General features: G+C 57.2%; 17 protein-coding genes and 4 pseudogenes. 7 read left to right on the top strand and 14 right to left on the bottom strand.

The features are described 5' to 3' along the window. Nucleotides 1–131 precede the first annotated feature (131 nt). The 6 genes and pseudogenes from DPA2511_RS13230 to tctD form a co-directional block, all read right to left on the bottom strand. Nucleotides 132–830 (bottom strand): DedA family protein, encoded by a 699-nt coding sequence (locus DPA2511_RS13230; protein WP_015854258.1) that lies wholly within the window; start codon nucleotides 828–830, stop codon nucleotides 132–134. A 29-nt stretch (nucleotides 831–859) separates the two neighbouring features. Further along, complete coding sequence (truA, locus tag DPA2511_RS13235) at nucleotides 860–1,687, bottom strand: tRNA pseudouridine(38-40) synthase TruA (RefSeq protein ID WP_015854259.1); 828 nt, start codon at nucleotides 1,685–1,687, stop codon at nucleotides 860–862. Beyond that, nucleotides 1,687–2,697, bottom strand: coding sequence for an aspartate-semialdehyde dehydrogenase (locus DPA2511_RS13240; RefSeq protein WP_015854260.1), 1,011 nt, complete (start codon nucleotides 2,695–2,697; stop codon nucleotides 1,687–1,689). The genes truA and DPA2511_RS13240 overlap by 1 nt, the downstream gene beginning before the upstream one ends. An 80-nt stretch (nucleotides 2,698–2,777) precedes the next feature. Then, a pseudogene (gene pdxB / locus DPA2511_RS21775) lies at nucleotides 2,778–3,913 on the bottom strand (4-phosphoerythronate dehydrogenase PdxB). Between the two features lie 129 nt (nucleotides 3,914–4,042). Further along, nucleotides 4,043–5,443: a sensor histidine kinase gene (locus tag DPA2511_RS13250; RefSeq protein ID WP_015854262.1), complete on the bottom strand. Its 1,401-nt coding sequence runs from the start codon at nucleotides 5,441–5,443 to the stop codon at nucleotides 4,043–4,045. Continuing rightward, a complete protein-coding gene (tctD, locus tag DPA2511_RS13255; protein ID WP_023638381.1) occupies nucleotides 5,430–6,104 on the bottom strand; it encodes a transcriptional regulator TctD in 675 nt (224 codons plus the stop codon). The genes DPA2511_RS13250 and tctD overlap by 14 nt, the downstream gene beginning before the upstream one ends. Before the next feature lie 204 nt (nucleotides 6,105–6,308). Here tctD and DPA2511_RS13260 point away from each other — a divergent pair, with 204 nt between their 5' ends. The 3 genes and pseudogenes from DPA2511_RS13260 to DPA2511_RS21780 all read left to right on the top strand — a co-directional run bounded on the left by DPA2511_RS13260 (nucleotide 6,309) and on the right by DPA2511_RS21780 (nucleotide 9,227). Continuing rightward, complete coding sequence (locus tag DPA2511_RS13260) at nucleotides 6,309–7,280, top strand: Bug family tripartite tricarboxylate transporter substrate binding protein (protein WP_015854264.1); 972 nt, start codon at nucleotides 6,309–6,311, stop codon at nucleotides 7,278–7,280. A 10-nt stretch (nucleotides 7,281–7,290) separates the two neighbouring features. Further along, nucleotides 7,291–7,719, top strand: a complete 429-nt coding sequence (locus DPA2511_RS13265; protein ID WP_015854265.1) for a tripartite tricarboxylate transporter TctB family protein — start codon at nucleotides 7,291–7,293, stop codon at nucleotides 7,717–7,719. Nucleotides 7,720–7,776: 57 nt separating this feature from the next. Next, a pseudogene (locus tag DPA2511_RS21780) lies at nucleotides 7,777–9,227 on the top strand (tripartite tricarboxylate transporter permease). 249 nt (nucleotides 9,228–9,476) lie between these two features. Here DPA2511_RS21780 and DPA2511_RS23965 read toward each other — a convergent pair. Next, nucleotides 9,477–9,845 (bottom strand): hypothetical protein, encoded by a 369-nt coding sequence (locus tag DPA2511_RS23965; RefSeq protein WP_035049741.1) that lies wholly within the window; start codon nucleotides 9,843–9,845, stop codon nucleotides 9,477–9,479. Continuing rightward, on the bottom strand, nucleotides 9,806–10,060 hold the full coding sequence (locus DPA2511_RS23970; protein WP_226376601.1) for a hypothetical protein: 255 nt from the start codon (nucleotides 10,058–10,060) through the stop codon (nucleotides 9,806–9,808). Before DPA2511_RS23970 ends, DPA2511_RS23965 begins: the two co-directional genes overlap by 40 nt. Nucleotides 10,061–10,176: 116 nt before the next feature. On the opposite strand from DPA2511_RS23970, the gene DPA2511_RS23975 reads away from it, so the two are divergent. Beyond that, entirely contained in the window at nucleotides 10,177–10,653 is a 477-nt protein-coding gene (locus tag DPA2511_RS23975) for a hypothetical protein (RefSeq protein WP_226376602.1), read from the top strand. Between the two features lie 104 nt (nucleotides 10,654–10,757). Here DPA2511_RS23975 and fabB read toward each other — a convergent pair whose 3' ends face one another. After that, on the bottom strand, nucleotides 10,758–11,975 hold the full coding sequence (gene fabB, locus DPA2511_RS13280; RefSeq protein WP_015854268.1) for a beta-ketoacyl-ACP synthase I: 1,218 nt from the start codon (nucleotides 11,973–11,975) through the stop codon (nucleotides 10,758–10,760). Nucleotides 11,976–12,130: 155 nt separating this feature from the next. Here fabB and mnmC point away from each other — a divergent pair. Then, nucleotides 12,131–14,157, top strand: a pseudogene (gene mnmC, locus DPA2511_RS21795) (bifunctional tRNA (5-methylaminomethyl-2-thiouridine)(34)-methyltransferase MnmD/FAD-dependent 5-carboxymethylaminomethyl-2-thiouridine(34) oxidoreductase MnmC). A 270-nt stretch (nucleotides 14,158–14,427) separates the two neighbouring features. Here the strand turns inward: mnmC and DPA2511_RS23520 are convergent. Further along, complete coding sequence (locus DPA2511_RS23520) at nucleotides 14,428–14,565, bottom strand: hypothetical protein (RefSeq protein ID WP_153247106.1); 138 nt, start codon at nucleotides 14,563–14,565, stop codon at nucleotides 14,428–14,430. A 291-nt stretch (nucleotides 14,566–14,856) separates the two neighbouring features. Between DPA2511_RS23520 and DPA2511_RS13290 the strand changes: the two genes are divergently transcribed. Both DPA2511_RS13290 and DPA2511_RS13295 read left to right on the top strand, forming a co-directional pair. Continuing rightward, a complete protein-coding gene (locus tag DPA2511_RS13290) occupies nucleotides 14,857–16,509 on the top strand; it encodes a methyl-accepting chemotaxis protein (RefSeq protein WP_015854270.1) in 1,653 nt (550 codons plus the stop codon). Nucleotides 16,510–16,601: 92 nt separating this feature from the next. Beyond that, nucleotides 16,602–16,925, top strand: coding sequence for a hypothetical protein (locus DPA2511_RS13295; RefSeq protein ID WP_015854271.1), 324 nt, complete (start codon nucleotides 16,602–16,604; stop codon nucleotides 16,923–16,925). 61 nt (nucleotides 16,926–16,986) lie between these two features. Here the strand turns inward: DPA2511_RS13295 and DPA2511_RS13300 are convergent, their stop codons facing one another. From DPA2511_RS13300 to mepA, 4 genes and pseudogenes are all read right to left on the bottom strand, one after another. Further along, nucleotides 16,987–17,262, bottom strand: a complete 276-nt coding sequence (locus tag DPA2511_RS13300; protein WP_015854272.1) for a YfcL family protein — start codon at nucleotides 17,260–17,262, stop codon at nucleotides 16,987–16,989. Between the two features lie 31 nt (nucleotides 17,263–17,293). After that, nucleotides 17,294–17,842 (bottom strand): elongation factor P hydroxylase, encoded by a 549-nt coding sequence (locus tag DPA2511_RS13305; RefSeq protein ID WP_015854273.1) that lies wholly within the window; start codon nucleotides 17,840–17,842, stop codon nucleotides 17,294–17,296. A gap of 14 nt (nucleotides 17,843–17,856) precedes the next feature. Further along, nucleotides 17,857–18,659 (bottom strand): annotated as a pseudogene (locus DPA2511_RS21800) (sulfite exporter TauE/SafE family protein). 3 nt (nucleotides 18,660–18,662) lie between these two features. Beyond that, on the bottom strand, nucleotides 18,663–19,493 hold the full coding sequence (gene mepA, locus DPA2511_RS13315) for a penicillin-insensitive murein endopeptidase (RefSeq protein ID WP_015854275.1): 831 nt from the start codon (nucleotides 19,491–19,493) through the stop codon (nucleotides 18,663–18,665). Nucleotides 19,494–19,499 lie beyond the last annotated feature (6 nt).

Below are 19,499 nucleotides of genomic sequence, written 5' to 3' on the forward strand. Positions count from 1 at the left end.
TCGCCCACAGCCGTAAATGCTGCTCATTAAACCATAACGTTGCGGATGTGTGGATAAAAAACTGGTCAAACCGGGGTTCAGGCGTGAATCCTCCAGGATACTCCGGCGCGAATGACCTTCCGCATCCCACGTCAATCGCGGGAGATTTTCACCTTACGCTGCCGCGCCTGTGCGCGTTTATGACGCCAGATTTCAATGACGCCCGGTAGGATAGAGATGAAAATAATAGCAACAATCAATAATTTAAGATTACTTTGCACCACTGGCAAATCGCCAAAGAAATAGCCGGCATAGGTAAATAGCAGAACCCACAGCAACGCGCCTGCAATGTTATAAAGCGCGAAGTGGCGGTAACGCATATGCCCCATACCAGCAACAAACGGCGCAAATGTTCTCACAATCGGAACGAATCGCGCCAGAATTATCGTCTTTCCGCCATGGCGGTGATAAAACTGGTGGGTCTTGTCCAAATAACTGCGGCGGAAAATCTTCGAATCCGGATTACGGAACAGTTTTTCACCGAACAAACGACCGATGATGTAATTCACCGCATCGCCAAGCACCGCGGCAACCACCATCACAACCACCATAAAGTGGACATCCAACGCATTCGACGGCAACGCCGCCAGCGCACCGGCAACAAACAACAACGAATCGCCCGGCAGAAACGGCGTAACCACCAGCCCCGTTTCGCAAAACAGAATCAGAAACAATATGGCGTATATCCACACACCATACTGCGCAACCAACTCCGCCAGATGCACATCAATATGCAGGATAAAATCGATAACAAACTGAATAAACTGCACTAACTCAACCACAATAGTCATCTCCCGTCAGTCCGGCTCCTGCCCCATCGTCACACGCCATTGGACAAAAACAACGGCCCCAGCGGAGCCTCAGGTATGGCGAACTGCTCCGGATAATCCACCGCCACCAAGTAAAGGCCATCCGCTCTGGCGGTCGCCGCCGCCAACGTCCGGTCTTTAGCCGCCAACAGTTCGGCGATCCAACCTTCAGGCTGATTGCCGCACCCCACCTCCATCAGGCTGCCGACAATATTGCGCACCATATGGTGTACAAACGCATTGGCCTTGATGTCTACCACAATATAGGCACCGTGACGCATCACCTTTAAATGCTTTACGTTACGCCATGGCGTGCGCGACTGGCATTGCACCGCCCGAAACGAGGTAAAGTCGTTTTCCCCTAACAGGCATTGGCCGGCGCGCTCCATTCGCGCCGCATCCAGCGGCAGATGATAGTGCGTGACGCCGTGCGACAGGATTGCCGGGCGATAGCGGTGGTTATAAATGACATAACGGTAACGACGCGCCGTCGCACTGAAGCGAGCATGGAACGCCTCATCAACCGTTGTCACCCAACGTACCGCAATATCCGAAGGCAGATGGGCATTAACCCCCATGGTCCACGCCGCATCCTTGCGCACCGCACCGGTAGTGAAATGCACCACCTGACCGGTGGCATGCACGCCGGCGTCGGTTCTCCCCGCGCAAAATACGCTAATGGGTTCATTGGCGACGTTGGACAATGCTTTTTCCAGGCATTCCTGAACACTTTCGACTTCAGCCTGCCGTTGCCAGCCATAATAACGGCTGCCGTCATATTCAATCCCAAGGGCGATTTTCAACGGCGCGCCGCCGGGGCTTTCCTGCTGCACCGTCATTACCCCAGATACTCCGCAATCAGCTGTTCGGCGGTTTCAACCGCCATCAATGCCCCGCCGAAACGGATGTTGTCCGCAACCGACCAGAACTGCAGCAATTCAGGCATACCATAGTCATTGCGCAGGCACCCAATGCTGAGTTGAACAGTGTCTGATGCGTCCTCAACCGGTGTGGGATAGTCGTTATCGTCGCTCAGATTCACATCCTGAACCTGCTCCAACGTCTCTCGTGCTTCTTCAGCCGACAGCGGACGCAGCGCGTCCAGATGCACCACCTGAGCGTGGCCGTAAAATACCGGCGACTGCACGCAGCTCACCGAAATCGGCAGGCCGTCATCCTGCAACACTTTACGCACCTGCTCCACCAGCCGGCGTTCTTCGCGCACACTGCCTTCGTCATCCGACAACAGCGGCAACAGGTTGAACGCCAGCTGTTTGGCAAACAGACCGGGTTCAACAGGAATGCCATTCAGCAGGCGCGCGCTCTGCCCGGCCAAATCGTCCACCGCCGCCTTGCCGTGCGCGGAAACCGACAGCAGGCAAGTGACATGCAGGCGCGACAACCCGGCCTGATCGGTCAGGGGTTTGATGGCGCGCAGCAACTGGCTGGTCAAACTATCCGCCACAGCCACAATATTACGATTGCGATAATCCGCCAGCGTATGGGAATTCACCCCCGGCACGACCAACGGGACATCAGGAGACAGCGCGAAACAGTCACTGCTATCGATAACCAGACATCCCGCGTTACCCGCTTCTTCCGCATAGCGGGCGCTGGCCTCGGCGCCGGCTACAAAAAACGCGATCTCAGCCGTCGACCAGTCAAAATCCGCGGCATCCGTCACCTGCAACGAACGGCCATTAAAACGCAGACTCTCGCCTGCGCTGCGTTCGCTGGCCAGCGGATACAGCTCTCCCACGGGAAACCCGCGCTCCTGCAACAGTTCCAGCAACGCCGCGCCGACAGCGCCGGTCGCCCCGAGCAGCGCGACATTCCAACCATTGGACATGTGGTTTCTCCCCCACTTATTGAATAAAACACGACGGGCGGTGATATCACCGCCCGGATAATACGCATGGGTTAGGACAATCAGCGACCGGGCATGACGGAGGCGATAAATCCCAATTTGTTCAGGCGCTCGGCGCTGTCGCGATCGTGACAAACGACATGCAACGACGACCATTCACGCCGCTCCTGATAATGCTTGCGCAGACGATCGAAACCGCCGTCAACGTCAGCGACCTGACGCAATAATGCGTCGTCGCGGCGCACATCATACACCAGATGCACCAGACGTTTTAGCTGCCGCTCGTCCAACGGCGCATCCAGCGTCACGGTGGAGATTTCCGGCGCCGGCAGCAGTTCCGTCAGCGCGACCTGCTGAGGTTGCCCGATGAATTGGCTCCAGGCCTCGAATACCTGCGTCGTACCGCGCGCCTTCCCCTCCAGCGTGTAGCCGGCGATATGCGCCGTACCGATATCGACCCGCGCCAGCAACGCCGTGGACAACGCCGGCTCCGGTTCCCAGACATCCAGCACGACGCTGATCCTCTTACCCTGCTGCAATACGCTAAGCAACGCATGGTTATCCACCACCGGGCCGCGGCAGGCGTTGATCAGAATAGTCCCGTCACGCAAACGTTCGAGCAACGCCTCATCAACGCTGTGCCAGGTTTGGTAAGGCCCATCGTGAAACAGCGGCGTATGGAACGTCAGCACATCGGCCTGTTCGACCACCTCATCCAGCGATAAGAACGGGCCAGAATCACCGCGATCGGCGCGCGGCGGGTCGCACACACCGTGCGCACACCCAGCGCTCGCAGCCGCTCATTGAGGCGAGAGCCGACATGTCCCACCCCGATGATACCCACAGTACGGTCGGTCAGAGTGAAGCCATCCCGCTCCGCCAGCATCAGCAACGCGGAAAAGACATACTCCACCACCGCAATCGCATTGCATCCCGGCGCGGCGGAAAAGGCGATCCCTTGTTCTCTCAGATAACCCTCATCGACATGATCGGTGCCGGCGGTGGCGGTGCCGACAAAACGGATCGCGTGTCCCGCCAGTAGCGACGCATTCACTTTGGTGACGGATCGCACCATCAGCGCATCGGCATCGTTGAGGGCGGCTACCGGGATCGGACGGCCGGGCACCGCCGTCACATCGCCCAGGCGGCTGAACAGCGCCTGCGCGTAAGGCATATTTTCATCAACAAGGATTTTCACGTTGGCTTTCCTGATAAACCACGAGCGACCGCCGCACGCACGGCGGCAAGAAAAGGAAGGCGGTTATTCTGCCATAAACCAGCCAGCACTGACATCAACCACACAACGGTCAGCCGATACCTGTGTCGATTATCCGCCATCCGAACATCGGGGTACGAAGGTGACGCGCGCGCACAATCCCCCCAAAGACTGGCTTTCCAGCAATTGTAACTGCGCGTGATGCCAGTGAGCGATATCCCTGACCAACGCCAATCCCAACCCCGAGCCTGCCAAATCGCTGTGCCCGTCCAGCCGGTGAAACGGCATTATGGCGGTGGTGCGTTCGGCCAGCGGAATCCCTGGCCCGCTGTCTTCCACATCCAATACCCCTTTCGCGACACGGATCGTGATCGTTCCGCCGTCCGGTGTATATTTCACCGCATTATCGAGCAGATTCGCACACAGTTCAGCCAACAGCACAGGGTCGCCGCAGGTCAGGCAACGTTCCTCGCCTTCATAACCCAGGTCGATCCGCTTACTGCGCGCCGCAGACAATCGGGAACAGCAAGCATCCCGTGCGATGTCCGCCAAATCCACAGACTGTTGCGCCAGTTCCGGCTGCTCCTGTGCGCGTAAACGCGACAGTTGCAGTAACCGTTCAGTCAGATTGATGGTCTTTGCCAACGTGACCCGCATACCCGCAAGACTATCGTGCCAACGCGCAGGCTGTTTACTCTTCAGCGCAACGTCAACCTGCGTTTTGAGCACGGCAAGCGGAGTACGCAACTGATGCGCCGCATCAGCGCCAAAACGCTCTTGCCGCTGAATCATCCTGTTGAGCCGCTCGATATAGCGATTGAATGCCACCATCAACGGCTGCATTTCCGCCCAATGCAATAGCGGTGGAAGAGGCGTCAGATCGCCAGGTTCCCGGCGCAACATCAGGCTTGAAAGCTGACGTAACGGCCGCAGTAATTGTCGCAACAAAACCACCGCCATCAACAACGCAAGCGAAACCAACAGACTCTGGCTAATCAGCGCGGTCATCAGCAAACGTTGAGCAAACGACTGGCGGGACGAGAGGCGTTCCGCCACCAGAATCAACACCATACCGTCGATACCCGCCTCATTGATCGGCTGCCAGAGCGCGGCGACACGAATCTCATTGCCGAGATATCGGGCATCATAGAAACGCACCAACGCCGGATAGCTCCGGGATAATGGCGTGTTTTGCGGTACCGCCGGTAAATCGTCATACCCGGAAAGGGTTTCGCCTTGCGGCGTAACCACTTGATAGTACAACGGGTCATTCATATTCCGCTCGAAACTGTCGAGCGCCACCCAGGGAACGTCCACGGCCAGCCGTCCATCGCGTACCGTCAGCCGTTCTGCCACCGTGCGGGCCGATGCCAACAGTGTGCGGTCATAAGCATGGGTCGCCGCATCTCTGGCGCTGCCGTAATGCGTCCAGACCGACACCGCCCATAGCATCACCATCGGCAGCCCCAAATACATCACCAACTGCCCGCGCAGCGAATCAACCTTTGGCATGTTCGCACTCCAGGCTGTACCCCAACCCCCTCAGGGTGACGATCGCCACATTGCTGCCAGCCAGTTTTTTCCGCACCCGATGAACATACAGATCCAGGCTATCGATACTGACGTCATCCAAAAACGTAAAGACCTGTTCATACAGATACTGACGCAACACCGGCCGCCCTCGTCGTTGCATCAGGGTATGCAACACAGCCTGCTCTCGCGGCGTCAATGCCAACGGTTTCCCCCACAGCAAAAAATACCCCTCATCATGCCAGCTCAAGTCGCCAAAATGCTGGACAGACTGCGCTAACCCCTGACTACGTCGCAATAAGGCCCGCAGTCGGGCTTCCAGTTCAGCCACATCGAACGGCTTGGCCAGATAGTCATCCGCCCCCAGATTCAGCCCCCGCACCCGATCCGCGACGTCGGTGCGCGCCGTCAACAACAAGACCGGCAGGTTTTGCCCCCGCTTTCGTAAGCGCGCCAGCACAGAAAAACCATCCATTTTCGGTAACGAGACATCAAGCACCATCAGCGTATAGGTCTCGAGCTGCAGCAACTGCTCCGCCGTCATGCCATCGCCGGCACGATCCACAGCAAAGCCGGACTCGCTAAGCGCTTTCTCCAGCCAATGGGCCAGTTCATCATGATCTTCAACCAGTAATAGTCGCATCGCCGTTGTCTCGTTATCCATCGTCAGGGCCTGAACGAAGCCCATTCTCTCCAGCGCAAGGCCATTTTTTAAGCGACCTGAATCACATCCCTCGTACATTTTTCGCAACCGAAAGGAAACTGAAAGATTACGCAAATAACAATTCGGCAACAAAAAAACAATAACAACCTCTTACCCCCCCAAAAATAAGAAGGAAAAAGTGATATGCATAAAAAACGTTCTTTGCTCCTCTGCGGATTACTTTTCTGCGCTCCCGTTACCCAGGCATCGGCGCCGTCGCGCACAGAGTGTATCGCCCCCGCCAAACCTGGCGGCGGCTTCGACTTAACCTGCAAACTGTTGCAGATATCGCTACAGGAAACACACGCGATCGACAGCCCGATGCGCGTCACCTATATGCCCGGCGGCGTTGGCGCCGTGGCTTATAACGCCATCATTGCACAGCGCCCCAGCGAAGCGGGCACCGTGGTCGCCTTCTCCGGCGGCTCATTGCTCAATCTGGCGCAAGGAAAATTCGGTCGCTATAACGTTGAAGAGGTGAAATGGTTGGCCGCCGTCGGCACTGATTACGGTGCGATCGCCGTGCGTAGCGATTCCCCCTATAAAACCCTCAACGATCTCCTCACCGCCATGCAGCAAGACCCGGATCGCGTGGTCGTGGGGGCCGGCGCGTCTATTGGCAGCCAGGACTGGATGAAGGCCGCCATGCTGGCCCGACACGCCAACATCACCCCCGAAAAAATGCGCTATGTCGCCTTCGAAGGCGGCGGAGAACCACTGACCGCCATGCTCGGCGGCCATGTCCATGTGCTCTCCGGTGATATGAGTGAGATGGTGCCCCACCTGCAAAGCGGCAAAATCAGGGTACTGGCCGTCTTCGCCGACCACAGTTTACCGGGCGTGCTCGCTGATGTTCCCACCGCCAAAGAACAAGGATACGACCTGACATGGCCAGTCATTCGCGGCTTTTATCTGGGCCCGAAAGTCAGCGACGAAAGTTATGCCTGGTGGGAAGAAACCTTCAAAAAACTCGCGGCAACGGATGCGTTCAAGAAACAGCGCGATATGCGCGGGTTGTTTGAATTTAACATGACCGGCCAGGAGCTTGACGCCTACGTGAAAAAGCAAGTTAGCGAGTATCGCGAACAGGCTAAAGCATTCGGGTTGGCGAAATAAGGAGCGTCCCATGAGCGATCGCCTGTTTGGCGGTATCGGGTTAATCCTGTGCGTCTTCGGCTTGTTTATCGGCTGGGAGATCCGCAGCGAATACAGCTATGAACCTGTCGGCCCCCGGCCATTTCCCCTGGCCATTCTGACACTGATGGCGTGGTGCGCCATGCTGATGTTGTTGCGTAAACCGGACGTCATTACCTGGCCGCAGGCGATCGTCGCCAAACGGTTGCTACTGATGATCCTGATGATCAACCTGTATGCGTTGTTGTTTGAGTCTTTAGGGTTTCCGTTGTCGACAGCCCTGCTGGCGTGCGGAATGGGGATGTTATTCGGCGCAGTCTGGTGGGCCGCGGCGCTGTCCGGCGCGATCATGGGGGTCACGATGTTCTATGCCTTCGATCGGTTATTGGACGTCACGCTCCCTATCGGTTCATGGTGGTAATCTCAGGAGAGAAATATGGAAACCTGGTCTTTTCTCATGCAAGGATTTTCCGTCGCCATGACGCCGGGAAATCTGACCATCGCCTTAATCGGCTGTTTTATTGGTACCGTTGTTGGTCTCCTGCCCGGTTTAGGCCCGATTAACGGCGTAGCCATCCTGATGCCGCTGGCCTTTGCGCTGAAGCTGCCGGCTGATTCCGCCTTGATCCTGCTGGCGACGGTTTATCTCGGCTGCGAATACGGCGGCCGCATTTCCTCCATCTTACTGAACGTTCCAGGCGATGCAGGCGCCATCATGACCGCACTCGATGGCTATCCCATGGCGCAACAGGGGAAAGCCGGCGTGGCGTTATCCATCTCCGCCGTCAGTTCGTTCATCGGTTCCAACATCGCGATTCTGGGCATTATTCTATTTGCACCGCTGCTGGCTAACTGGTCTCTCGCCTTCGGCCCGGCGGAATATTTCGCGCTGATGGTTTTCGCCATCGCCTGCCTTGGCAGCATGATGAGCCAAAATCCGCTGAAGTCCTTCTTAGCCGCGCTGATCGGGCTCGCCATGGCAACCGTCGGTGTCGATGCCAACACCGGCGTTTATCGATTTACATTCGACATTATCCACCTTTCCGACGGTATCCAGTTTGTCGTCGTCGTTATCGGGTTGTTCTCCGTCAGCGAAATCCTGCTGATACTGGAAAACACCAGCAGCGGGCAAAACGTCATCAAAAAACGGGACGCATGTTGTTTAATGCGCAGGAAGGATTGCACTGCCTCGGCGCCACGCTGCGCTCGTCGCTATTAGGTTTTTTCGTCGGCATTCTTCCCGGCGCCGGCGCCACTATCGCCAGCGCAATGGCGTGGATGACGGAGAAAAAACTCAGCGGCAACAGCGAGGCGTTTGGTAAAGGAGAAATTCGCGGCGTCGCCGCGCCGGAAGCCGCCAACAATGCTTCAGCCTGCGGCTCTTTCATCCCGATGTTAACGCTCGGGATCCCCGGTTCCGGTACAACAGCGGTCATGGTTGGCGCGCTCACGCTCTACAACATTACCCCTGGCCCCGCCATGTTTACCGAACAACCGGATATCGTCTGGGGGTTAATTGCCGCATTGCTCATCGGCAACCTGATGTTGTTACTGCTCAACTTACCGCTGATCGGCGTGTTTACCCGCATGCTCGCCATTCCCATGTGGATACTGGTTCCGGTTATCACCGCGATCTCGGCTGTCGGCGTGTATGCGGTTCACAGCACCACCTTTGATCTGCTGCTGATGGTTGGGCTGGGCGTTTTCGGTTATATCCTGCGAAAAATGCATTTTCCCATGTCGCCACTGATTCTCGGCTTCGTACTCGGTGAAATGCTGGAGCAGAACCTGCGGCGCGCCCTCTCCATCAGTAATGGCCATCTATCGATTCTCTGGGAAGGGAATATCAGTAAGTTCCTGTTAATACTCTCCGTACTGGTCTTGTCAGCGCCGCTGCTGATGAAATACTGGCGCCGGCGCCGCGCCTGATCCCCCAGCGCTTCGCTACGGCGAAGCGCATCCTCCCAGAGACTCGTCTGACCGTCCTTCGCCATCGTCGTTCGCCATCGCAAAACGACATGTCGTGTCGACTATCGGTAAAACAACGCCATTGCTATGATGGCGTGACTGTCACCGTCTGACACGTCATCCGCGTTCAGTAAGGAGTGAGCCATGCAACCGGTCGGCAATTCCGGCAATACCTCATTGTCAGGAAACAACAATGTTGATGCCGCATCATTAAAAGCGGATATGGCCTCGCTGAAAACCGCAGCGTTGACCACCAGCGACGCCTCGACAACCGGCGATACGCCGCTGACATCGGCGCAACGCACCGTACTGGAAAAACTGGTTAATCAGATAACCGGCCAGAGCGGAGCGAAATCCGCCGAAGTCTGGGCCGGGCTGCGTTATTCCCTGGGGGTGAGCGGTAATACCGATTTGCTCTCCAGCCAGTTCACCGCCGCCACGCAGATTCTGCAGGCGCGACTGACGACGGCGCAGGACGCCCAGCAAACCCGGCAATTGTTGCAGCAGGTGACTAACTTGCTGCAACAGGGCAATAACCGTCAGGCGGTCAGCAACTTTATCCGACAGCAGTTCGGGCATACCACGCTGGGTTCGCTGACGCCGTCCCAGCTACAACAGGTGGTCAATGTGTTGCAAAGCGGCACGTTGTCCCCAAATACAGCTGTCGCGACACCCCAGAACCCAACACTGCCACAGCCGGGGATGCCGACCCCTTCCGGCGGGCAGCCCGCTGCCGCACAGCCATCGCCGCCGACATCATCAGGCCCGCTCGCCACCTCATCATTGACGCCCACTCAGCTCGCCGCCACGGCCAATCTGCTGGGTTACATCGCCCGGTATCGCGCTGCTGACGGGGCGGCCGCTGTCCGCAGCGGAACACAACAGCCTGAATCAGCTGGTCGCCCGGCTGGTGGCGCTGAGCGGCGAGACGTCGGCGCAGGTCTGGCGCACTATGCTGGAGATGCAAAAACTGGACGTCGGCCAGCCCATCCCGGCTCAGCATTTTCAGACGCTGAGCCAATACCTGCAAACCCAGACCGCGCTGTTGCAGCAGCACGCCACCTCCACGTTGCTGTCCTTGCTAACCACATTGAAGCAGCCCGCCGATCATCAGGAACAATCACTGTTGCAGGACTTTGTGCGCACCAGTTTCAACGCCGCGCCGCAAACGCCGCTGACCCCCACTCAGGCCAGCGAGGTCGTCACCTTTCTGTATCGACGTCGTTTGCAACAGTTGCAGGAAAGCAGCGCCGTCCCCGTTCAGCCGATCATCAATCCGCTTATTCTCGCCCTGCCGCCGGATTGGCGACCGCTCTTCAACCGACCGCTGGGGCTGGCGTTGATCCTGACACTGGTGGCGGTGTTGCTGTTGTGGATACTGCTATAAGGTGGTCTGACGGCTGGGAATCAACGCCATCGGGAACAATAAAGAGCACTGACGAGAGCGGAGAACATACCGGGGTAGCGCCCCGGTATGCTGGCATAAAGGAATTACTGCTGATATTTGCGCATCACCAGCACCGCGTTGGTGCCGCCGAAACCGAAGCCGTTGGACATTACCGTCGTCAGCTTACGCTCGGTGGTCTCAGTGACGATGTTCATGTTCTGAGCCTGTTCATCCAGCGTGTCGATATTGATGCTCGGTGCGATAAAACCGTGTTCCAGCATCAACAAGCTGTAGATCGCTTCCTGTACCCCGGCAGCGCCCAGCGAGTGGCCGGTCATCGCCTTGGTGGCGGAAATCGGCGGAATCTTGTCGCCGAACACCTGGCGAATCGCCCACAGTTCCTTCACGTCGCCAACCGGCGTTGAAGTGCCGTGCGTATTGATGTAATCGATCGGCGTATCCACACCCTGCAGCGCCTGCTTCATGCAACGTACCGCGCCTTCGCCGGATGGCGCCACCATGTCGGCGCCGTCGGACGTCGCACCGTAGCCCACCACTTCGGCATAAATGTGCGCGCCGCGCGCCAGCGCATGCTCCAGCTCTTCCACCACCACCATCCCGCCGCCGCCGGCGATCACGAAACCGTCGCGATCAGCGTCATAGGTACGGGAAGCGCGAGCGGGCGTTTCGTTGTATTTCGTGGACAGCGCGCCCATCGCATCGAACTCGCACGCCAGTTCCCAGCACAGCTCTTCGCCGCCGCCGGCGAAAACGATGTCCTGCTTGCCCATTTGAATCTGCTCAACCGCATTACCGATACAATGTGCAGAGGTGGAGCACGCGGAGCTGATGGAGTAGTTCACGCCCTGAATTTTGAACGGCGTGGCCAGACAGGCGGAAACCGCAGAGCCCATCGCCTTGGTCACGACGTAAGGGCCAACGGCTTTCAGACCACGCGGGCTGCGCATTGCATCAGCGCCAAACACCTGAGAACGCGCAGAACCGCCGGAACCAGCGATCAAACCAACACGCGGATTGTGCTGGTATTGCTCTTCCGACAGGCCAGAATCCTTGATGGCTTCTTCCATGCTCAGATAAGCGTAAATGGAAGCGTCGCTCATGAAACGTACAACTTTACGCTCGATCAGCCCGGCCGTATCCAGCTTGACATTGCCCCACACGTGGCTACGCATGCCGGATTCTTTCAGTTCCTCGGAGAAAGTAATGCCTGAACGGCCCTCACGCAGGGAGGCCAGCACTTCCTCTTTGTTATTACCAATGCTGGACAGGATACCCAGACCAGTAATCACCGCACGTTTCATTCAATACCTCTTCCACTTAGTGTTCGGATTTAGCACAGCACTCTAGCTTACAGATGTAAGCTGAACAAGTCCGATCAGACGAACTTTTCCCAAATTTGCGACTTATTATGCTGGCCGTTAAAATCGCGCCACCGCTTGAATAATGAGTATTTGCCGTGACCACTCCCCCCATTCGGCACGCCGACCTGAGTTGGAATGCTCAGGGTACACCTGTATCGCAACAGTTTGATGACGTCTATTTTTCCAATCAGGACGGTCTGGCGGAGACCCGCTACGTCTTTCTACAGGGAAACGACCTTCCGCTACGCTTCGCCCGGCATACCGAGGCGCTGTTCACCGTCGCGGAAACCGGCTTCGGCACCGGGCTGAATTTTCTGACGCTGTGGCAGGCGTTCGCGCAGTTTCATCAACAGCAACCTAACGCCGGGTTGCAACGTCTGCATTTCATCAGCTTTGAAAAATTTCCGCTGCGCCAGGCCGACCTGATCGCCGCCCATCAACGCTGGCCGGAATTGGCGTCTTATGCGCAGGCATTACAACAGCAATGGCCGAGCGCCGTACCGGGGTGCCACCGGCTGATTCTGGCGCAAGGCCGCATCACGCTGGATTTGTGGTTCGGCGATGTGAACGATCTGCTACCGCAACTGAGCGACAGCCTGACGAACCGCATCGACGCCTGGTTTTTGGATGGTTTCGCGCCGTCCAAAAACCCGGACATGTGGACGGACAACCTGTTCAACGCCATGGCCCGTCTGTGCCGGGCCGGGGGCACGTTCGCCACCTTCACTGCGGCGGGTTTTGTACGGCGCGGATTGCAGCAGGCCGGTTTCGACGTGAGTAAAATCAAAGGATTCGGCCAGAAGCGAGAGATGCTGAGCGGTACGCTGCCGGCGGCGATCCCCGCGCCGGATGACGCGCCGTGGTATACCCGCCCTGCCGCCGCCCGCACCGACGATATCGCCATCATCGGCGGCGGTGTGGCCTCCGTACTGAGCGCACTGGCGTTGTTGCGGCGCGGCGCGCGCGTCACCCTGTACTGCGCCGATCTTCAGGTGGGAACCGGTGCTTCCGGCAATCGTCAGGGCGCGCTCTATCCCTTGCTGAACGACCAGCAGGACGCACTGTCCCGCTTTTTCGCGCTGGCGTTCGGTTATGCCCGCCGTTGCTATGACGCGCTGGCGGCGACCGGCGCAACGTTTGAACACGACTGGTGCGGCGTCAGCCAGCTTGCCTATGACGAGAAAAGCGCGCGTAAAATCGACCAGATATTGCAGGGCGGCTGGCCTCAGGAACTGGTTCAGGCTGGCGATGCAACCGCAATGACGGCGCGCACCGGCGTTCCGCTGACCACCCGGGGTCTGACCTATCCACAGGGCGGTTGGCTGTGCCCCGCCGAATTGACGGTCTCGGCGTTGGAGCTGGCGAAACGACAAGGGCTACAGGCGGAAATGGCAACCACGGTCAATTCGCTGGAGCACACCGATAAGGGGTGGCGTCTCGGTCTTGACGATGGGCGTCGGCCGGAGCACGCCGTGGTGATTCTGGCCAACGGGCACCAGCTTGCCGACTGGCCGCAAACCCAAAACGTGCCGGTGTATGCTGTGAGCGGCCAGGTCAGCCACGTTCCGACCGGGGAAGAACTGGGCGCGCTGCGTCAGGTGCTGTGCTACGACGGCTATCTCACCCCGGTCAGCCCGACGCACCAGCGCCATTGCATCGGCGCCAGCTACCATCGCGGCGATACACGTACCGACTATCGGGACGACGACCAGCGGCAAAACCGGCAGCGGCTGATCGATTGCCTGCCCGATAGCCAGTGGCCGCAGAGTGTCGATATCAGCGACGCCCAGGCGCGCAGCGGTGTGCGGTGCGCCATCCGCGATCACCTGCCGCTGGTTGGCGCGGCGCCGGATTATGCACGCACGTTGATCAACTACCAGGATTTGCCGCAGCAATTGGCCGATGGCACGGACATTCCCCGGCGCCGGTGCATGACGGGCTGTTCATGATCGGCGCGCTGGGCTCCCGCGGGTTGTGCTCCGCGCCGCTGGCGGCGGAGCTGCTGGCGTCGCAGATCGTTGGCGAGCCGCTGCCGCTGGATAAAGACACGCTGGCGGCATTGCATCCGCATCGTTTTTGGGTGCGAAAATTGCTGAAAGGCAAAAATCCGCACGCTCGATAGCATCAATCGCCAGCACAGTAAGCAGGCTGTCGTCGCCCTGACGGGACAGACAGCCTGCGCCTGATCACTGAAGCTATCAGCCCCGCCCTAGAACCCCAGCCGATAAATAATCACTGACAAAACTTATTCCCATACACAGTATACGTATTTTGGATAATTTTTGACATTTTATGTGATTTTTCATCCTATTATCTAAAAAAACCGGTTTCTTTTGCTGAGTAATGTCAGATTTACGAACGTTTTTGACGATCGATAACACAGTATCAATATTCAAAAGGTATCAAAAATTATTGATTGAATGATTTTCTCGATCAAAATCATCAAGATACCTATACCCATGCCGATAACGGCTAATGAATCACGAGCAGTTAGCGGCTTACCCGGCGCCGACACATCACGATTCAGCACGCGCTTTACACCATGGTCTATACCCCGAAAGTGCGGATTGCAGGACAAACTCTGGCGTTTTCATCACCGCAACGCCCTGAACCGAAGGATCAGGGCGCGTGACGAACCTTATGACACAGCGACACGGCCCCCACCTGGACTGAGTCAAATATGCGACCAGGCAAAGCCGCTGCCCAGCCAGCAGCGTGTCGTGTGTCGTGTCGCGGCCCTAAAGAATAAGCCCATGGCAGGGCAAAACGATCCGTCGGTGCGCCTGCAGCCTGACTATCACAGAAATAAAACGGAGAGGTTATGAATATTACGCAACGCCTGCTATTAACGTTTTCGCTGTTATCTCTGGCGCTCATTGCACTGGTGATGATTACACTGTCGCTCTTATCCGGTTTCCAGTCTCGCGCCGAATATGTGCAGGATAATGCTGTAGGCAGTATCAAGGATCTGAACACCGTCGTTGATAAAAGTAACACCCTGGTGCTTCTGCTCTATCGCTACCAAACCACGCCGGACGACAGTAAGTTGCCCGATATTGAGCAACGCATAAACCAAACTATCGAGGATATTAAATCGCTCAATAGCGACTATATGAAGAACAGTATCTCTAGCGAGGAGGATAAAAACCTGACTTTAGTGGCCATAGACAATGTCAAAAACTTGCAGTCGACATTGCCCGCTTTTCTGGCTGCCGCTAAAGCCAATCAGGATGAGATCTCGCTCAATATGCTGCAAGGCACCGGCGGTGTAGGTGAGGCCGTGCGTAACATGCTCAGCACCTACCGCAAGCAGTTCGATTTGAATGTCAAAATCGGCGATGACCTGAGCCAGACCAATACACGGATCTACCACCAGAGCTGGATTAGCCTGTTAAGCGGTGCGCTATTAGCCATACTACTGACCAGCATCCTGGCGGTAAGAACGATCCTGGGTATTCGAAAAAGTCTGAGCAACATGAGCCACGTCATGGAGAGCGCCAGTACAACCCTGGATCTGACGCTCAAAGCGAACGACCAGCGCAAGGATGAGATCGGTATCACTGCCCAGGCGTTTAACTCACTGATGCAGCGTGTCGCCACTACCCTGGCCTCCGTCAGCGCCTCTGCACAATCGGTTAGCAGCGCAGCAACGCAAATCGCCGCCGGTAATGAAGACTTGTCTTCCCGTACTGAGCAACAGGCCGCATCGCTGGAAGAAACCGCCGCCAGCATGACGGAAATCAGCGAAACGGTACGCCAGAATGCGGAGAACACCCAGCAAGCCAGTATATTGGCAGGCAATGCCAGCCAGATATCGGTCAGTAGCGCCGACTCGGTTACGACGATGCTGGATACCATGGATAAGATCCGTACCAGCGGCAGTAAAATCACCGACATTATCGCGCTGATTGAAGGCATCGCGTTTCAAACCAATATCCTGGCATTGAACGCCGCCGTCGAAGCCGCACGCGCAGGGGAACAAGGGCGTGGGTTCGCCGTCGTCGCCGGGGAAGTTCGCACGCTGGCGCAGCGCTCCTCCACGGCCGCGCGTGAAATCAAAGATTTGATCGATACCTCCAATGCGTTGATCCTGACCGGCGCCGAACAGGCTGGCGATGTCGGCAAAAAGATGTCGGCCATGAAAGATGCGATTCAACAAGTCTCTGACCTGATGAGTGAAATCTCCGCCGCGACCGAAGAGCAAAGCAAGGGAATCAACCAGGTTCATCAGGCGGTTAATCAGATGGATGATGTGACTCAACAGAACGCCTCATTGGTAGAAGAAGCCTCTGCCGCATCGCAATCCTTGCAAGAACAGGCAACGGTATTAAACCAGTTGGTTGGGCAGTTTAGCGTCGGCCATCATGCCGCGCCTGAGTTAGCGGCGACCTCATCCACGCCGGTGCCGCGTCTTGTCTTGCCGACGAAAAATCGTGCGGTAACGCCTAATGGAACGAGTTGGGAAAGTTTCTAATCGCCTGACCATGCATCACACCAGAGCATGCTCTGGTGTGATCTGTCGCTATCCGGGCGAATGGCCGGCCGCAGCAAAAGGGAAAGAACACGATGAACCACGATACCGAGAAGAGGGAGAACCTGAACAACCATTCGCGACTGATCGACGAATTTGAGCAAATCACCGCCTTACTGGCACAACTGCTCAACAGCGATTACCGTTCATTCGAGCTTTATCTCAACAATTGTCGCCATTTACGCTTACGGCAACAGGCCATCAGAAAAATACTCGATAAACCGGCATTTGAGCGCTACCTGCAACAGCATGACGCCGCGCTTTATTACAATATCAACAGCATTAGTATTGCATTACGCCTGTTCGAAAACCTGCTGAACAATATTCGCACCCTGTCTAAAGAGGAACATTTCAGCTAGATTGCGCCCGCCGCAGGGGCGGGACACTCCCCCCAAAACCAGAAGGCGCTCGAACGGATGATTAGCATTGCACCTGCTGGTACAGCGTTTCCCACATCTGGGCAATCAGCACCTGATCCGGCGGCGACAATTCACCGTTCTGAATGGCTTTATCCAGGCTACTTTGTACCCGGGCATTCAGCGCCTGGGCCGTTTGCTCGCCGACAGCCTCGGCGTCGGCCACCGCCAACGTCAGATGGCCGCGCAGATAACCGCTGGCAAACAATTCATCATCGCTGGCGTGATCCACCATGTTGTCTATCAGCGTCAGAATGCGCGCTTCAAATTCTGCGATCATCACATATCCTCACTATCGAACGTCCGGCGCCTCAGCAGAGATCGGCCGGGTAGGGAAAGTCGTCCGGCGTCAAGGGTGGCGTCTGATACCCCACCCGTAGCGCCTCAATAAACCGCGCCGGGCGAGTCGGAACGCCCTGCGCCAGATAAATCATCACCTGCGCGTGTACCCGCCGCTGGAATGCAATGCGATCCGGGGTGGTGTCGCCGTTGAGATTGTCGCAGCTGACATTGAAGGGAAAGCCTGCCGCCACGCAAAACATCCACTCCAGCGCCTGCGGCTTGATTTCTACCGACTCGAACTGGCTCTGCGTCACCGCATCGCGCCCGTCCGGGCAATACCAGTACCCGAAATCCACCAGTTTGCGCCGCTCCGCCCCTGCGATGCACCAGTGGGAAATTTCATGCATCGCGCTGGCGTAAAAACCATGGGCGAACAGAATGCGGTGATAGGGTGACTGCTCATCGGCGGGAAGATAGATCGGTTCGTCGTCACCTTTGACCAGCCGGGTATGGTAGTCGTCGCTAAAGCACTGATTAAAAATAGCAATCAGCTGTTCATAATGGTGTGTATCGCGCATCGCATTCGGCCTGGTCATGAGAACAGATACCCGACCCAACGGGCGATATCGTCGCCGTGATTATCGTGGATCAGTTTGACGCTCATCAGCGCAGACATGATCACCAGCATAGGACGAATCAGCTTCTGGCCTTTGGTCAGCACCATTCGGGCCCCCAACCGAGCACCGATAATCTGCCCGACCAGCATCACCAGCCCGATACTCCATATCACCTGGCCACCTAGTACAAAAAACAACAGGCTGCCGAAGTTAGACGTAAAGTTGAGCACCTTGGCATGCGCCGTCGCCTTCGCCAGATTGAACCCCAGCAGGGTGACATAGGCCAGCGCGTAAAAAGACCCCGCGCCCGGACCAAAAAAGCCATCGTAAAAACCGACGCAGCAGCCCCCAGCAAGGAAAAGGTAAAGGTCGACAAGCGGGCATGGCGATCTTCATCCCCGACTTTGGGCATCAGCAGAAAATAAAGCCCGATACCGATAACCAGCACCGGCAATAACTTACGCAAAAAATCAGCGTGAATCTGCTGGATGAGCCAGGCGCCGAACATGGCGCCGATCAACGTCATCGGTACCGCCAGCGTCAGCAGCTTCATGTCCACCGCCTTGCGACGGATAAAATACAAACTGGCGGAAAATGACCCACCCACCGCCTGCAACTTATTGGTGGCCAGCACCTGCGCGGGGGAGAGCCCCGCGGTCAGCAACGCCGGGATCGCCAGCAGACCGCCGCCGCCCGCGATAGAATCGATGAAACCGGCCACAACGCTCACGACAAACAGAATGCCCAACATATTGGGCTCAACAGCAAACCATTCCATAACTTATTCCGGAGCAAAATGCCTGTCGAGCAGCGCTTGACAGGAAGGGGGTAACGGAGGAGGCGTGGTTTTTCCCGGCGCTTCAGCGCCCGGCTGGTGCGGCTTGAACCAGCTTTCCAGCTCGGCGCCGCAGCCGTCGCCCGCCGGCGGCGTATCCTGTTCCTGGCATTCCAGGCTGTCCGCCGGGCAGCGCAGCCGCACATGCATATGCGCGCGATGGGCGAACCATGGACGCACCTTATGTAGCCAGTTACGATCAGCGCCCGCATCCAGACACAGCTGTTTTTTGATGGCCGGGTTAACGAAAATGCGGGTCACATCGCGATCCTGCGCCGCGGTTTTCACCAGCGCCATCACATCCGGGCTCCACAACGTCGGATTGACGCGCCGGCCATCGGCCATGACCAGGTCGAGCGGTTGCGGCTGCAGCAATTGCTGCTGGCTCCAGCGTTGGCGCGGCAGTTGCAGCCAGATATCCACGTCCAATCCCGATTGATGGCTGGCATGCCCGCTGCTGAAACGACCACCGGCGGGCATGCCCATATCCCCGATCAGTACCGTCCCGCCGGTAGCGCGATGTACCTGGCTACTGAGCCGATTAATAAATGCCAGCAGATCCGGGTGCCCAAAATAACGACGCTGATCGACGCGCATAACCTGATAATCGCCGGCCTGCAACGGCAGCGGCCGCGCCCCGACAATGCAGCCATTGGCAAATGCGCCAATAGACTGTGGAGATCCCGCCACCGGCTGGGTTATCGCCTGCCAAGGGGTTTTCGCCAATGCGACGCTGCTCAACAGCAGCGCCGCCATCCCAATCCAACGCATATTCATCGTGTT

It is taken from the genome of Musicola paradisiaca NCPPB 2511, assembly GCF_000400505.1.
Lineage (GTDB): Bacteria > Pseudomonadota > Gammaproteobacteria > Enterobacterales > Enterobacteriaceae > Musicola > Musicola paradisiaca.